At 35.1% G+C, this 16,829-nt stretch carries 15 protein-coding genes; 1 reads left to right on the top strand and 14 read right to left on the bottom strand.

The window, feature by feature from the left end:
* Nucleotide 1: 1 nt before the first annotated feature.
* From GOQ17_RS04825 to argS, 10 genes are all read right to left on the bottom strand, one after another.
* Nucleotides 2–2,167, bottom strand: coding sequence for a sensor histidine kinase (locus GOQ17_RS04825; protein WP_159635580.1), 2,166 nt, complete (start codon nt 2,165–2,167; stop codon nt 2–4).
* An 11-nt stretch (nt 2,168–2,178) separates the two neighbouring features.
* Nucleotides 2,179–3,261, bottom strand: coding sequence for a ThiF family adenylyltransferase (locus GOQ17_RS04820; protein WP_159635577.1), 1,083 nt, complete (start codon nt 3,259–3,261; stop codon nt 2,179–2,181).
* 22 nt (nt 3,262–3,283) lie between these two features.
* Nucleotides 3,284–4,096: a hypothetical protein gene (locus tag GOQ17_RS04815; RefSeq protein ID WP_159635574.1), complete on the bottom strand. Its 813-nt coding sequence runs from the start codon at nt 4,094–4,096 to the stop codon at nt 3,284–3,286.
* 16 nt (nt 4,097–4,112) lie between these two features.
* Complete coding sequence (locus GOQ17_RS04810; RefSeq protein ID WP_159635571.1) at nt 4,113–4,526, bottom strand: response regulator; 414 nt, start codon at nt 4,524–4,526, stop codon at nt 4,113–4,115.
* Between the two features lie 272 nt (nt 4,527–4,798).
* Nucleotides 4,799–5,947: a BaiN/RdsA family NAD(P)/FAD-dependent oxidoreductase gene (locus tag GOQ17_RS04805; RefSeq protein WP_159635655.1), complete on the bottom strand. Its 1,149-nt coding sequence runs from the start codon at nt 5,945–5,947 to the stop codon at nt 4,799–4,801.
* 279 nt (nt 5,948–6,226) lie between these two features.
* Complete coding sequence (locus GOQ17_RS04800) at nt 6,227–7,309, bottom strand: oxidoreductase (RefSeq protein WP_159635568.1); 1,083 nt, start codon at nt 7,307–7,309, stop codon at nt 6,227–6,229.
* A 39-nt stretch (nt 7,310–7,348) separates the two neighbouring features.
* Nucleotides 7,349–7,726, bottom strand: a complete 378-nt coding sequence (locus GOQ17_RS04795; RefSeq protein ID WP_159635565.1) for a hypothetical protein — start codon at nt 7,724–7,726, stop codon at nt 7,349–7,351.
* 8 nt (nt 7,727–7,734) lie between these two features.
* Entirely contained in the window at nt 7,735–8,046 is a 312-nt protein-coding gene (locus tag GOQ17_RS04790) for a hypothetical protein (RefSeq protein ID WP_159635562.1), read from the bottom strand.
* 39 nt (nt 8,047–8,085) lie between these two features.
* Nucleotides 8,086–8,385, bottom strand: coding sequence for a hypothetical protein (locus tag GOQ17_RS04785; RefSeq protein WP_159635559.1), 300 nt, complete (start codon nt 8,383–8,385; stop codon nt 8,086–8,088).
* A 110-nt stretch (nt 8,386–8,495) separates the two neighbouring features.
* Entirely contained in the window at nt 8,496–10,280 is a 1,785-nt protein-coding gene (argS, locus tag GOQ17_RS04780; protein ID WP_159635556.1) for an arginine--tRNA ligase, read from the bottom strand.
* Nucleotides 10,281–10,388: 108 nt separating this feature from the next.
* Between argS and GOQ17_RS04775 the strand changes: the two genes are divergently transcribed.
* Nucleotides 10,389–11,780, top strand: coding sequence for an arginine decarboxylase (locus GOQ17_RS04775; protein WP_159635553.1), 1,392 nt, complete (start codon nt 10,389–10,391; stop codon nt 11,778–11,780).
* Nucleotides 11,781–11,846: 66 nt separating this feature from the next.
* On the opposite strand, the gene GOQ17_RS04770 is transcribed toward GOQ17_RS04775, so the two are convergent.
* The 4 genes from GOQ17_RS04770 to GOQ17_RS04755 form a co-directional block, all read right to left on the bottom strand.
* Nucleotides 11,847–12,473: an outer membrane beta-barrel protein gene (locus GOQ17_RS04770; RefSeq protein WP_159635550.1), complete on the bottom strand. Its 627-nt coding sequence runs from the start codon at nt 12,471–12,473 to the stop codon at nt 11,847–11,849.
* Between the two features lie 47 nt (nt 12,474–12,520).
* Nucleotides 12,521–14,530, bottom strand: a complete 2,010-nt coding sequence (locus GOQ17_RS04765) for a calcineurin-like phosphoesterase C-terminal domain-containing protein (RefSeq protein ID WP_159635547.1) — start codon at nt 14,528–14,530, stop codon at nt 12,521–12,523.
* Nucleotides 14,531–14,595: 65 nt separating this feature from the next.
* Nucleotides 14,596–15,870 carry a BACON domain-containing protein gene (locus GOQ17_RS04760; RefSeq protein ID WP_159635544.1) on the bottom strand — a complete coding sequence of 425 codons (1,275 nt, stop codon included), beginning with the start codon at nt 15,868–15,870 and terminating at the stop codon, nt 14,596–14,598.
* A 12-nt stretch (nt 15,871–15,882) separates the two neighbouring features.
* Nucleotides 15,883–16,776 (bottom strand): BT_3044 domain-containing protein, encoded by an 894-nt coding sequence (locus GOQ17_RS04755; RefSeq protein WP_159635541.1) that lies wholly within the window; start codon nt 16,774–16,776, stop codon nt 15,883–15,885.
* Nucleotides 16,777–16,829: the final 53 nt, after the last annotated feature.

Below are 16,829 nucleotides of genomic sequence, written 5' to 3'. Positions count from 1 at the left end.
GCTATGAGTTAATAGTCTGCTTGATTGGAATTACTATATTAAACGTAGTACCTTCTCCCAAAACAGATTCAATCCATATTTTTCCGTTATGCTTGTCAATAGTATTATAAGCTATAGACATCCCCAATCCTGTCCCTTCACCCACATCTTTAGTCGTAAAGAATGGTTCAAATATTTTGTTCCTAATATCTTCAGGAATTCCAATGCCATTATCTGAAATTTTAACAGCAACCGAAGAACCATTATCCAATAAACTTGTCTCAATTTTCAAAATACCACCTGAATTTGCTGGAAATTTCTTGTCAATAGCGTATATCGCATTGGTTATGATATTAAGAAAAACTTGATTCAATTTGCCCGCATAGCATTCTACAAACGGTATATCTCCATATTCTTTAATGACATTAATGCGATCCTTTACCAGACTATTCAAGATTACCATAGTTGATTCCACACCTTCATTAATATCAGCAAATTTCAACGTGTCCTCATCAACACGAGAAAAGACACGCAAACTCTTCACTATTTCTGCTGTACGACTTGCTCCTTCATGCATTCCTTTGAGCAAATATTCTACCTCAGTTTTGACGTAGTCAAAGTCTAAATCATCTTTATATTGTGCAATCCAATTTTGTTTTTCATTAACTGATAAATCCGAATTCAAAGCCAATTTCTCAAATTCTCCTATTGCCTCCCATATCATATCAATATCACGACGCAATGGAGTAACATTTGAAGTCACAAAATTGATTGGATTATTAATTTCATGTGCCACGCCTGCCGTTAGCTGACCTAATGAAGCCATTTTTTCAGCTTCTACCAACTGTGACTGTGTATCCTTCAAGTTCTTCAAAGTTGCTTTTAAAGATTCGTTTGCTACAGTCAAATCCATTGTTCGCTCTTTTACTTTTAACTCCAACTCCGTATTTTGAACTCTTATCAAGCGCTCATTTTCAAGTAAAATTTTCAACGCTTTAGATTGTGACTCTTCCTTTTCCTTTCTGTAGATATTTATCTTATCTCCTAATGCAAAGGAAAGAAGTATAGCTTCAATAAATGAGCCTATTTGAACAGATCGTAAAGTAAAAAAATTGTAGGGTAAAACATTGTAATCCTTCAAAACATAGACCAAAACGCTAATCAAAAAAATACACCAAGCAAAAAGAAAATACTTTGTTTGTCTATATTTTTGACGTGAAAGTCGAAATGCCAAAATTAGCACAATGGCACTTCCTCCGCCAGCCACAAAGTTTACCATTTTGTATGCTGGTGTAATGAATCCTACTCCTAATAATACAATTGCAATTAGATAGCCAAGAATAAAGATATTCAGTAGCTTATTGAAGTTGGGAGAATTTTCAGAAGTCTGCAAAAATGATTTTACAAAAAATATCGCAGCAATACCTGAGGTTGCTCCTGTAAATGTTAGTAATCTACTTTTAATCCAATCATTTTCAATTTCCAATAATGGTGCAAGTAAACCTAGTATGGCTAATTGCGCTACGACAACCCAAAAAATATAATTTACATATGAAAAATAATGTGACTCGCGTGTCGTAAAATAAAGGAAAATATTATATAGTATCATCGAAAGCATGAGTCCTATATATATAGCCGAAAATATATCAGTATTTAAAAGCTTATTAAATAAACTCTTTTGACAATGAATGGATATTGGTGCTGATATTTGCGTATGACTATATAACTTAAAATAACACTCTATTTCTTCTCCTTTTTTTATTGGAAGATCGAACAAAGAGAATTGATGTGAGAAAATGAATCCACTACCACTCCCACTTGACTCAGAAACTATACTATCTACAATTCCATTTTTTACTGTATAAAAAACAACTTCATCAATATTTGTTTGGGAAAGATTGACAATTAAATTTTCAATATCTGATTCATTTTTTACAGTAAATCTAATCCAATTAGTAGCATCCCCTACTCCCAAATTTGGCACATCCTGATCTATGTCAATGAATTTATCTTTTAATTGTTGAATCTCCGAAAAGGTTAATGTACGAGTTGGATCCTTTAAAATGGAAATATGTCTACCTATATAATTATTACCAGCCTCCTCTGTAAATACGAAAGGTGGATTTGCTTGGACAAGAGTGCAAACTGTGAAAACATATAATATTAATAGAATAGTTCTAATATTCATATCAATTCTTATTAATCTTTGATTAATTTTTCCACATCCAAATAGTGTCGTCCAGATTTCACATCATGACCCAGTAAAATCTCTCGGCATACTGTGGTCGTAATAGCTCCTCCTAAAACTACCTCTGAGGCCAACTGAGGCCAGGATGCCAAGGTTTTATTTATCTCAGGAAGCGACATTTTCATCTTTTGGGATAAACTTGCAGCATCTACAATCTTCATCAGATATCCCATTCTTTCTCCTTGCGTCAACTTACTTAGCTTTTCTACTGATAAATCTCCAGCTAATCCATGAAATATTCGTCTCGTTGGCTCTAAATCAAAACGTTCAATATCCAACATTCCTCTATCATTAGTATCCATAACGACAGGTATATGGTGTTTTCGTGCTACTAATCTGCTTTTAATTTTAACATCAAAACTATCACATACCTCTACCAGTACATCAACACCACCATCGCCATTCAAAAACAAATCAAAATTAGAATCTAATACGCCTTCAGGATAAATTTCTACATCCAAAAATGGATCAATTTCCGCGATTTCTCTAGCTGCAATTACTACTTTAGGCACAGATATATTAAATACTCCAGTCCGCAGTCTATTCATATTACTTAGATCTAATGCGTCAAAATCTGCAAGTCTCAAACGTCCGCAAATTCTTTCCATCGCAATTGTCAATGCAATAGATTGCCCAACAGACAGACCTATTATTCCAATAGTTTTGTTTGCAAGTTCCTCATGTTCTTCCTTTGCTATTTTTAGCTGATTACGATTAGTCCGTACCTCTACAAATTCTTTTTCATCTAACAGATGTACTAATGTTTTACGCCAAGGATAATACACCCAAACTCCATAATCTGTCAAATCTTTACCATCCAAAATTTCATTATGTAAGCTTTTAGCTTTATCTTCCGGAATTCCCATTGGAAAGCGACAGCGTATGAGTTCTGCGATCTGTCTTTCTATTTCATCATAAAGAAATACTACTTCTTCACTACTTTTTAGTGCCGATAGACGAGCACTATCTTCAATATTTGAGTTATGGAAGAAAATAGGTTTATAGGGATAGGAATTCTCAAATTTATCATTCATATCTATATGCTATAACTTGTAGTTACATTATTTGGATATCATTATCATCAATATCATTATCAAGCTTTGTTCGTTTGGACAGATTCGCAATCACCTCATTTAAATTCCAATTTCCTTTAAAATCTAAACCTAATTGATATTGAATCTCGATTTCCTTAGAACGCAACACTTCTATCCGAGTACAATCCAAATTATTTCGCAAAGCTAATATCGCATTTCTATCATCTTCGGATGCTAATGACAACGAATCCACATCATCAAGAACCATCGTAGTAGCAAGAAGATCCAATTTAGGATAATAAAAAGTTCCATTATTACCCACACTCGTTTCTTGTCTATATCCCACACTTTTTGTAAGATTAATCGTGTATGGAGCACATAAAGCAAATAAAGATTTGATTCCTATCTGCGGAGAGATGGCAATTGCTGCACGTGTAAGGAATATGCTACCGATACCATATCCCGCAATCTCTCTAGAATTCCAAAGGCCACACCCCTCTCCTGTTCCTTCTTGTGCATAGTCCCATACTAAATCAAAAATTGATGGATCCATTTTTCCTGTAGCTTCCTCAATAGGAAGCGGTTGAGAACCTCCCGCAACATGTATCCGCGCCCCTCCGTATACATTTTCTCCATCCAGCGATTCGACAATTAAAACGAATGCCGCAGGATTATACATCCAATCGTTTTTGGATGATGTAACCTTCTTCACACCTATTGCAGTAAGCACGTGTTCATGTCCTTGGATAAATTTCTCACAAGTTTTTGGATCATCGATAGCTCTAAAGGCTCTTAATCGAACTACAGGTCTTCCTTCTTTGAATACTAATGCCACTGATATATAATTTTGGTCATAAAAGATCTTCTTGATATTTATCCAAAATTGCATAAATACCTTCTCGATCAATTGGTTTAATAATATAGTCTTTGATAAATTTATATTCTTTAAATTTTCCTATATCTAAAGAACTTTTCGACGAACTGACAATATAACTCGGAATCTCCTTAATAAAATTAAAATCATTTACCACCAGATTTTCTATTAGCTCCCAGCCATTCATAAATGGCATATTAATATCAATGAAAATCATTTGGGGAAATAATTCAGGCTGACCTTGAATAGATACAAAATGATCCCAAGCCTTTTTACCATCTGAAAAAACTTCAACGACGATTTTTCTGGAAGGATAATCTTCCAAAAATTTTTTAAATAAGAAACAGAAGATAGCATTATCTTCTACTAGTGTTACTCGTATTGGATTCATAGGTAAAAAATCCTTTTATATTACTAAAGTGATGTTTAATAACTGACCATATATTAAGAGCATTATTAAAATATAAATAATTAATGCACATGCATCATATCATAACAAAACTTCTGAATACTAAAGGGTTAGATTGAATAGATTATTATTAATAATCAAATGTTTTCATAGTAAATGTACTAATCTTAACTTTTTAAAGTTTAGCATTATGCAAAATACAAAAACTTTTCTTTTGCCCATAACATAAATAGACTTTATTATAAAATAAATGATTATATATCCTGCGCTATTGCAAAACCAGCTGCCCAAGCCCACTGAAAATTGTATCCACCTAGCCAACCTGTGATGTCCACAGCCTCGCCACCGAAGTACAAACCTGGATTTTTCTTCGATTCCAATGTCTTCGGGTTTAGTTCCGTCGTTGAAATACCGCCTCGCATGACTTCCGCCTTATCATAGCCTTTGTCGCCTGCAGGTTTTACTTTGAATTTGTGAATGGTATCGATAATTAATTTTGCATCAACTTTACTCAGTGAAGCAATTTTTATATCTAACGGCAAGAATTTACCCAAAGCATCGACCATTTTTTTGGTAAAATAATCGTTGAGCAACTGCCCGACCAAACGCCTACCTCCATCATTACGTTCTTGCTTGATGACATCTTCTAGTTTAAATTTTGGTAACAAGTCAATGGTAAAAGTTTCTCCAGCTTTCCAATAAGATGAAATCTGCAAAATAGCAGGACCACTCAGCCCCCAATGCGTAAAAAGTATATTCTCCTCGAAAGATATTTTATCGTTATAGACACGTGCAAAAACAGAGTTCCCAGATAAGGAAGCATACCAATCGGCATCCTTACCTGTAATAGTCAGCGGAACTAAAGCCGGCGCAGTTTGTACAATTTCCATATCAAATTGTCGAGCTACACGCAATGCAAAATCTGACGCGCCTAATTTGTGTACAGGCAAACCACCAGAAGCAAATACGACTTTATTAGCCTTTACTTTCTCCTCTTTACCATTTCGCTCTATCGAAAGTTCATATCCTTCATCAACTTTCTGAATTCCTTTCACTAATGTATTTAACCACAAATCTTGACCAGTTTCATAAACCAACTTAGTAAAAGTTGCGACAATATCCTTAGCCTTATTCGTTGTTGGAAAAAGTTGACCTAATGTTTTTTCTTGTGGCTTGATACCACCAAAATTTTCAAAAAACTGAATGGTATCATCTACTGACCATTGTGAAAAGACCGCATTCAGAAATTTGGGATTTTCAGAAACGAAATTATCGATAGTAGTGCCTAAATTGGTATAATTACAACGACCTCCACCTGAAATCAGGATTTTTGCGCCAGGTTTATCATTTCGCTCGAGAACGAGTGTTTTCTTACCCAACAAACCTGCCTGTGCTGCACACATCAGTCCACAAGCTCCAGCACCAATTATTATCGCGTCGTAATTTACCAATGTTTTTGAATTAAGCTTCAAAGATAAGTTGTCTGCGTAAATAGGACAAGTTAATAGTAAGTAAAAAGTTAGAAGTGGGAAATTTAGAAGTAGAAAGCAAAAACCGTTATTGCTCCCCGTCACTTCGACAATAGGAGAAGTCTGCTATATCGCTGTAAAGAAAATTTAGTTTAACCATTTTAATAAAAAACAAAAATCCCGAAATTAATCTAACTTCGGGATTTTGATTTACTAATATTTTGTAGAAATCAATTCTCCGGCAACGGGAACAGTTCTTCTTTCCTTCCAAGAAATATCTCCCAATTCTAAAATGCGGATAACATCGCGAGCTTCTTCTGGTTTTATAAATAAAGCTTCTTTGCCATTTAAGGTAGCTACGATATTTTTATAAAAATCTTGACCTGTACCGATTTCACTCAACACATATTCATGTACATCCTCGCCATTCTCCAACAAAGACAAAGAACCTTGTATATCTGCCGATTCCACTCCCCAGTCAACCTTTGACTCTGGACGAATTCCAGCGCGCAATAGATTTTCTTGAGGGTCTACGCCACGTTTTACAAACGAACCATTCATGCCATAGATAGCAAATCGAGGTGTCGGTTCCTTTGCTAACATCTGCCCCCTTAAGGTTACTTTCAGACGTGGATAAGACAAAATATACTCAAAATCATCAATCGCTTCAGCCCCATCGCGCTGTACACGCAAATCCGCAAACACATATTCTGGATGACCAAATAATTGCAAAGCTTGATCTATTAAATGAGCTCCCAAATCGTAATGTATACCAGAACCTGGTCCTGCTTGCTCACGCCACGCCCCTTCTCTCAAGAAATTACGGAATCGGTCAAATCGCGCTTCATAACTTACCACTCTACCTAATCTTCCCTGATTAAGCACACGTTTTACTGTTTTGAAATCCGAATGAAAGCGTGCATTGTGATGTACTGATAACAACAAGCCTTTGGCTTTAGCTAGTTCAATTAATTCATCCGCTTCGGCTGTAGTATTGGTAAATGGTTTTTCGACAATGACATGCTTCCCAGCTTCCAAAGCTTGTTTTGTCAAACTGTAATGCGCATCATTGGAGGTAGCAACCACCACAATATCAACCTCGGGGTCATTGATAATATCATCGGCTGATAATACACCAATCGCATCTGGATAGCGCTCAGCTAACATTTTTTGCTGCTCCTCTTTACGAGCAGTCACCTTATATAATTCTAAATCTGGATTACTTGCAATAAATGGTGCATGAAAAACATGCCCCCCAATTGAAAACCCTATCAGTCCTACTTTATATCTTTTCATAGTTATATCCTTGGATGCGCAATATAATAAAATATATACTTATCCAAGTTTCCTTTGTAACAGACCTTTTTGAAGAATGCTTAATATTGGATAAATCAACACGGTATAAATTAGGTAAAAAGGACTGACCATCATTGCCTTCATTGGCCATCCAATACCCATCAAACTTCTTTTCAAGCTATTGATTTTTTCTAAATCCTCAGAGGCCAAACTATACTGACTTAATTGATAAGCATTTTCCTTATCCAAATAATTCGCTAGTAAAATCAGAAATACAATACCAAAAGTTAGCGTTAAGAATAAATAAAAGAGGAATTTAAATTTCTTAATGTCACGAAGAAACAAAAAGAAAATTATGGGTAACAAAACCAAAAGAGCTCCTAACGAGGGAACAAGAATATCTAAATGATTTTCCATAAAAAGCACTATTTATTAAATTCAATTAACTTACCAAATCCAAATTCGTGCTGGGTAGACAAAATATGCACCACCCCATTCTTAGTTTCCTTATCTACTGCTGAAGTTTCAGATTTATCCCATTCTATATTATACACTGAACTATTCGTATCACTAAATTCTAAATATATTATTGGAGTTTTATTTTTATCGCCTTCCTTTTGACGGTAACGTGCGTGCATTCTGTAATTATTATCCAGACTATTCATCATTGTACCATCTAATGAAATTCTTATATCATTACTTAGATATCTGTCATTAAATACATACCTGTTTAACAATGTTTCTAGACCTTTTATGTTGCTAATAAATAGTTTGGATTAACCATTAGAAACTCTATTTTCATTCATTATGTCAATTCCAATTTCAAATGACTTATTTTCAACAGCAAAAAAAGTTAAGGAATTCGAAAAATTTTGCAGAAAACTCTTTAGAGTTGGCACTCTATCAACTGCTTTCAATAAGGAATCGAATTTCCCTTTCTTTTGAGAAATTAAATATCCATATGCAGTACCTTCAAAAGTTGTATCCTGAGGAGAAGGCAAATCATTTTTAATTTCTGTACAAGAAAAAATTAATAGCACTAAAATAACAGATATTGCAGAAGTGATTTTACTCATGTTTTATAATATTTCATTAAATATAAAATATTATCACATTTTGACAAAAAAAATAATCTAACCATCTTTTGGTTAGATTATTTCACTAAATTATATTTAGAAATACGGGATTACATTCTTTCCGGAACTTGAATTCCTAACAATCTCATAGATTCTGCGATAACTTTTGCTGCGGAAGCGGATAAGTGTAAACGGAAAGTTTTAACATCTTCATTTTCTGCTTTCAAGATAGTCTCTTCATGATAGAATTTATTGTACAATTTAGCTATCTCATAAGCATAGTTTGCTAATTGTGCAGGACTAAACTCTGTTGCAGCGATTTCAATTACCGTAGGAAATTGTCCCAATGCTTGAATCAAGTCACGTTCGTAAGATGAAATACTAGCAGGAATAGCTATTACTGTATTCACATTAAATTCAGCTTTACGTAAAACAGATTTAATACGAGCGTGTGTGTATTGAATAAATGGACCTGTATGACCTTGGAAATCTACAGATTCGTTCGGGTCAAATAACAAACGCTTTTTAGGGTCAACTTTCAACAAAAAATATTTCAAAGCACCCATACCGATTGTATTGTACAATTCAGATTTTTCTTCATCTGAAAAACCTTCTGTTTTACCTAACTCTTCGGTACGCGATTGTGCTGTTTCTACCATTTCAGCCATCAAATCATCGGCATCCACGACAGTTCCTTCGCGTGATTTCATCTTGCCAGAAGGTAAATCCACCATACCGTATGATAAATGAAATAAACCATCAGCCCAAGATTTACCTAATTTTTTCAAAATAGAGAACAACACTTTGAAGTGGTAATCTTGCTCATTACCAACAACATAAATTGACTCACTCATTCCGAATTCGTCGTATTTCAATTGTGCTGTACCCAAATCTTGAGTGATATAAACGGAAGTTCCATCACCACGCAACACCAATTTTTGGTCTAAACCTTCATCCGTCAAATCAATCCAAACCGAATTATCTTCTTTTTTAAAGAAAACACCACTGTCTAAACCTTCTTGAATAATATCTTTACCTAATAAATAGGTGTTTGATTCGTAATAAAATTTATCAAAGTCAACGCCAAGTTGTTTGTAGGTTTTTGCAAAACCATCATACACCCAGCCGTTCATTTTTGACCAAAGCGCAATAACTTCTTCATTGCCCGCTTCCCATTGACGCAACATTTCTTGCGTTTCCAACATCAAAGGTGCATTTTTCTTAGCTTCTTCTTCTGTTTGTCCTTCCGCTTTTAAGGCTTCGATTTCCTTTTTGTATTCTTTATCAAATACCACATAATATTTACCTACTAAGTGATCACCTTTTAAGCCCGATGATTCTGGTGTTTCACCATTACCAAACTTCTGCCAAGCCAACATGGACTTACAGATGTGGATCCCACGATCATTAACCAAGTTAGCTTTGATAATATCATAACCGTAAGCTTTCAAAATCTCTGCTACTGAATAACCTAACAGATTGTTGCGGATGTGTCCTAAGTGCAATGGTTTATTGGTATTAGGTGAAGAATATTCCACCATCAATTTTTTACCATTAGCAGGAAACTGACCGAAGTTTTTTGCGGCAATAGTTTCATTCAACAAAGAAATCCAATACGAGTCCGCTAAAGAGATATTCAAAAATCCTTTAATCACATTGAAAGCCGAAATTGCATCAATATTTTGCTGTAAATACTCTCCTATCTCAGCACCAGTTTGTTCTGGAGATTTTTTGGAGAATCGAGTTACGGGAAAGGTAACGATAGTTATTTGACCTTCAAATTCTTTTCTTGTCTCTTGCAGAGAAATGTGGGATTCTGGAATATCAGCACCATAAAGCGCTTTGACAGCGGCAACAGTTTGTTGAACGAGTGTATCTTGTATCGAATTAGCCATGTAATTATTGCGTAATAATTCTATCTTTCTGATAATGAACGAGAAAAATAACACCTAATGTATTTAGGTATTCATTATGAAAGTATATCTTTGCAAAAATAATAAAAAATGCAGAGCTATCAGGAATTTCTTGACTTAAGTGTTGGTTTTCCCCAAGACGGATTCGAAATCATCGACGACGAATTGTATTTCCACGATTTGAATTTGATGGAAATGATTGAAACGTATGGCACGCCATTGCGTTTTACGTACCTACCTATTGTCAGCAAAAAAATACAACAAGCGAAAATCTTGTTTCAAACGGCAATATTGAAACACGATTACCGTGGTTCATATAAGTATTGTTATTGTACCAAATCTTCGCACTTCAAACACATCGTAGAAGAAGCATTGAAAAATGATATTCACTTGGAAACTTCATCTGCATTTGATATGCCGATGATTGATTCACTAGAGCGTCAAGGTACGGTTACGAAAGATATTACGGTGATTTGTAATGGTTTCAAAACATACCAATACAAACAGTACATCATCGATATGATCCATGATGGTTACAAGAATATCATTCCTGTATTGGATAACAAGGAAGAATTCAATTTGTATGATGATGAAATTGAATTGGATGAACCATGTGCTTTGGGTATTCGAATTGCTTCGGAAGAGCAACCTGATTCTCAATTCTATACATCTCGTTTGGGAATACGTATGGAGGATGTTATTGAATTTTACAACAATAAAATAGCAAACAATCCAAACTTTAAAGTGAAATTGTTGCACTTCTTTATTAACTCAGGTATTTCGGACACTCCGTATTATTGGAATGAATTAGAAAAGTATGTAACGCTTTACTGTAAATTCAAGAAAATCAACCCTGAATTAGATACATTGGATATCGGCGGTGGTATGCCTTTCAAAGATTCATTGGTTCATGATTTTGATTATGAATACATGGTCAATGAAATTGTAAACCGCATCAAACAAATCTGTGCGCACCACGAAGTAATGGAACCTGACATCATTACTGAATTTGGTAAATACACAGTTGCTGAGGCTTCAGGTATTTTATACAAAGTACTAGGTCGTAAACAACAAAATGACCGTGAAAAATGGTTTATGATTGATGGTTCATTCATCACAAATTTACCTGATGTATGGGCGTTGAATCAAAAGTACATTTTGTTACCTATCAATAACTGGGATTCAGAATACGAACGTGTAAACTTAGGTGGTATCACATGTGATGGACAAGACTATTACAATCAAGAAGCGCACATGAACTCGGTATTCATGCCTAAAACTCGTAAAGTTCAGTATTTAGGATTCTTCCACACTGGAGCATACCAAGATGTATTGTCGGGTTATGGTGGTATTCACCATTGTTTGTTGCCTTCTCCTAAGCACGTATTGATACGTCGCAACAGAGACGAGACTTTCAACTATGAAGTTTTCGGTGAAGAGCAAAATTCAAAACAAGTCATGAAATTATTAGGGTATCAATAGAAACAGAAAAGGAGCTTTACAGCTCCTTTTTCCTTACTCTAACTAACTTAAATTATAATAAACATTTCACAACGCAAATCCTAAACCAACAGAGAAAACACGATTTTTCACATTGGGTGACCATTTAAAGTAATCTTCAGCAATATTGCGCAAACCTAACTTATAACTGACATTTAAAGATAGTCGCTTACCAAATTTGACTCCTGTCAAAAGATTAACACCGTAATCGAATCTTTCTAAAGCATTGTCTTCGTATATAATCACCGCAGTAGTAGAATTGCCTTCAGCGGTCGTATTTGTGCCATCCATTGTGAACCCCACGTAAGGCCCCGCTCCAGCAAAAACGCTTCCTATCCCATCAACAGGAAGTTTCCCAAGAAAATTAAATGTTAAATCCAACCAATTTACTTTCTGAATAATTTTGGTACTTCCTCTTACTTCCGACTCTATCAGCTTGCTTCCCTTACCCTGTAAAGAAATTTCTGGATGAAGGTAAAGCCACCTCGTCATACGCGTATCGAGGTATCCAGCAAGATAATAACGTAGCAAAGCCTCCGTATCACCCATGATTTCAGACTTCTTATAATTATATTGAGCGCTATTTAAGCCAGCTTTCAGACCAAATTCTGTTTGACCTTGTACCGTAAAACCCAATATCAAAAACAATAGACTTGATAATATAACTCTTTTCATAGCTCACAGTAATTAATTTAAAAATCAACCTTCAACAAAAAACACGATTACTTCATTAAGTAACCAAATGCTTTTGGTCTAACCATATTTTGTTCATAGACATTGCCAAAACGGTCTGTCACTCTAATCAATAAGGTACTTGTTGGTGAAGCTGCCTTCGCCTTAAACATGTGCGCAGTTAATGTGGTCACAAAATCTGCTGTAGGAACGGCATTCCTATTTAATCGTTGTGCTGAATAAGACACAATATGTAGTGGATCACGTACACGTACTCGTGAAACAGTTAACGGTTTATCTCCTTCGAATACTTCTACTTTCCACTTTTTGTCATAATTCCATACATTGATAAGTATTTCGTTATTACTATTCACATTTGCATATTCTACAGCGTATGTATTCCATTCGCTTCCTGTATAATTAGGTGCGAATTTTTCCTTTGTTATATGCACTTGATTCAAATCGTAAGCACGGAATTGGTAATTCTCGTCTTGGCCTTGACTTTTGTATTTCCATTTCACATCACGTCCTTGCATTTCCCATATTGCAAATCCACCAGGGGTTCCATCTTTACAAATATGATTGCCTGCATAGCCCACATTACCAGTCCACCACCAAGTAGCACACACAGCCCCTGTGTTATGTTCCATAATGTTAGGAGCATCGGTAGTTTCTACATTATAATTAAGATGCATATGTCCCGAAAGCACATTGACATTTGTAAATCCTGAAAATGCAGCTATAAGCTCAGTAGCATTCGTGATATTCAACGATGTAGTTTCATTAGTACCGCTCAAAGATGGATTTCTGTACAAATGAGCATGCATAGATAATATTATCGGCGTGCTCTTATCTGCGATAGTAGCTAAATCTTTTTTAAGCCACTCTATCTGATCAGCTACTACTTTTGTATTGTAATTTCGCGTACCTGAAGTATTTATATATTCAATATTATCCAATACAATGTAATGAACTTTACCGAGATTAAATGAATAATATGTCGGTCCCAATACGTCTCTAAACCTATCTTCACAAGGCCAATCATTAAATGCTTTCGGGTTATTATCATGATTTCCCATGGTATTGAATACCATAGCGTTCATTTTATTCATCTCCGATAGGTACTCTGGCAATGCGTAATTACTAGACTCCCAATAAGTCTCCCAAGTTAAATCTCCCAGCGTTAATATATATACCTTATTTCCTGCAGCTTTGTATTTATCAATGGTTTGATTCAGATCGGGTAAAAATCCTTTTTGAAATTGATTAATGTCATCATTTCGCTTTGCTAAATGCATATCACCTAATACCATGACCACATGTTTCTCGTTATTCACAGGTTTCAATTCAAAATCCCTTATTTCAACGATATTCACAGGTTGTGATAGTTTCTGAAAAAACTGTGGAGCACTTTGATTTGTATTGACCTCAAAATTTCCCGGAATAGAAATAAAAACATATTTTGCTTTCTTTGCAGATGGTAAATAGTATATTCCCTTTTCATCCGTTTTTGTAACTTCAAACCCATCTGATACCACCACATTGGCTAAACCAACACCATTTGCATATACGGAGCCCTTCACAGTCATTCCTGCTTTGTCAGGAATATTAGCATTGAAATATAGATTTAAAATAGTTGTACCTAATAGAAAAGTCTGCGTCCCTCTCTTAACAGAAACACGATAACTATCAGCAACTATGTTATTTGGAAATACAAATTCAATACTGTCTGCAGATACATTCTTACTATTAATAGTAAATTTGCCTGTAGCACCTAGATTATTGGTTGACTCAAAATAAATTTGATCACCTGACGCAAAACCTTTACCTGTAATTTTATATTCAAAACCTTTACTCGATTCTATACGTGATGACAGTGCAAAACCTGTTATCCGCAAAGTTTTATCTTCAGGTGTAGGCGTGGGAGTAGGATTGGGGGGCTCTTGGGTTGGTGATGAAGTACCTTTTGTGCAACTGTACAAATTAAGCGTCAATCCCAAGCCAGTAACAATGGAAGCCTGTAAAAATTTTCTACGACTATAATAATGTTTTTTTGACATAATAATTGGTTATCATATAAAAAAGTCCATGCTACTAGAGATAGTATTCATGGACTTTTTCAAAATTAATTAGTTACTATAACCTCGATATCATCTAAGTATATACGGTTCGTAGTTGATGGCCAGTTACCAGATCTCTGATCAAATGCACCTCCCAAAAACCAAATTTGTGTATCTTTGGTTGCACCATTAATCACGAAAGAATAAGTTGCCTCAGAGGCTTGCCAAGCAGCTATAGATGATGCAGAAGTATTATTTGGATTAGCATAGTTCATAATATCAAATGAACTTCTACTTACTGTACCTGGACCATTTACTCCTACAGTAAGTAGATAGTGATCATTAGCGCCATGCCTTACAGCTTTAAAAGTCACTAATAGATTCTTGGTACGTTGTACATTCTCCAATTTTGGTGAAATTATATCCCCACCATAATTTGTTCTTCCCAACTTTATAAATCCTTGTCGAGCATATGTAGAAGCGTAGCTTCCTCCTCCTTCAGTAGTATTAATGGTACTTGTCCATCCCTTAGCTAATTGATCAGTAGTCCATGTTGATATTCGCGCCTCACCTGTTGTAGTCGCAAAAATTTCACTTCCATAAGTTAACCAATTAAAATTCTCTGTGAATACCACGTCACCCACAACTTGTAATTTTACACCTTTTTGCGCGATAATAATTGGAGTTGGATATTGCACCTCATTTAAATAAAAAGTTATACTTGCCTGTCTTACGATATCGGTATTTCTAGCTACAGTCATTGAGATCGGTGTATCACCTTCTCCTTCAGTCTGGCTAAACGTAACCCAATCTTGTCCTTCTTCAATTTCCATTCGCCATTTACCAGTCGCTCTAATAATTGTGTTTTGTGTTAACCCTGCCTCTGGAATTTCAGATATCATAAGGTTTGAATCGAAATTAACATAAGACTCCTTTTGACTATCGTCTATTAAAGCTCCATCTTGTGATATTTTTAGAACTGCGTCTTGAAGTCTATCATTTACTTTAAAAAATAAAGGTAACTCACGAGCTTCTTCGTCCATGTTCTCTAAAACAGTAATAGTAAATGTACCGTCCCCGTTACCTTCCATCGGTTCTATCTTTACCCAATGTTCTTTACGCAATGGCTCTACCTTCCAATTACCACTGGATTGCACCGTTATTGTTTGTGCTGTTCCATCAGCCGTTGACTGAAGTGTTGTTAGATTATCCTTTATCGCAAAAAAAGCTTTATCGTCATTATCCTCCTTACATCCAACTAATAGAAAAAGGCATATTGCCACCATAGGAATAGCAGGCGTTGATAGATATATTGATTTTAAATTGTTCAAAAATTTCATAGTTTAGATTTTTTAATTCTCTAATTTCTCTACACGCTCTTTAACGGTTATTGTCTTATTTCCAATTTTATATTGGTAAGAAAGTAAAAATACACGCGTACGCATACCAAAAGCTTCCTCTACTCTATATTTATTTGGATAAGCAGGATCATTATTGAGCTGTACTACTTCAATCGTACCATAAGGTTTGATGGTCACATTGTTATAATCATCAACTTCAAGAATTAATGAGTTTTGTTTAATATTTGCTTCCTTAGATACAAATGTCTCACTTCCTGCTACCATTCTTACACTATTTCGCGATAATGGGAATAATTGTTTATTAGCAGCTGTTAATAGTCCATCCGCATATCCCACCATGGAGTAAACTGAATTTTTTGCTTGCGAGGCATACTCATTTTCAATTATGACTTGATACAACATTGAATTCTTCTTCGGATTAATCTCGACACCAAATTCATTTGTGGCCTTTAATCCTATGAAATAACTAGAGTCTGGGGATAGTCCATCTGGTCTAAGTTTGATCATTGTTCGACCGGTTAATTCTCCCGCTTTAATAACAATCTTGTCATCCATAATTTCATATTTGCTAGAAGGCAATAATTTAGCATATAATTCTGTTGATGCATCATATAGTGACCAGTTATATCTCTCCAAAGGAGTTGGATCTTCTTCAATCCCAATAACCAAATCATTTTGTGGAGCGTGAGTACCTCCTGCAGAAGCAGCAATATAACCAGTCACCTCCTCTCCTGTCAAGGTTACTACCTCCTTAAAAGTATTGTGATAATCACTACTTATCAACGCTACTTCATTTTTATACATTTCCTTCTCAAACACCTCATTATCCTTACAAGAACTAAGGAATGCTAATGTTGTGATAAGAGCTAAATAACTTCGTTTCATATGTATATTTTTTAATGGACTTAAGACTAAAATAATTTGTAATAAGCCCATAT

Origin of the sequence: Sphingobacterium composti (assembly GCF_009829075.1) — a bacterium.
GTDB lineage: Bacteria > Bacteroidota > Bacteroidia > Sphingobacteriales > Sphingobacteriaceae > Sphingobacterium > Sphingobacterium composti.
This window is presented reverse-complemented; position numbering and strand designations above follow the sequence as displayed.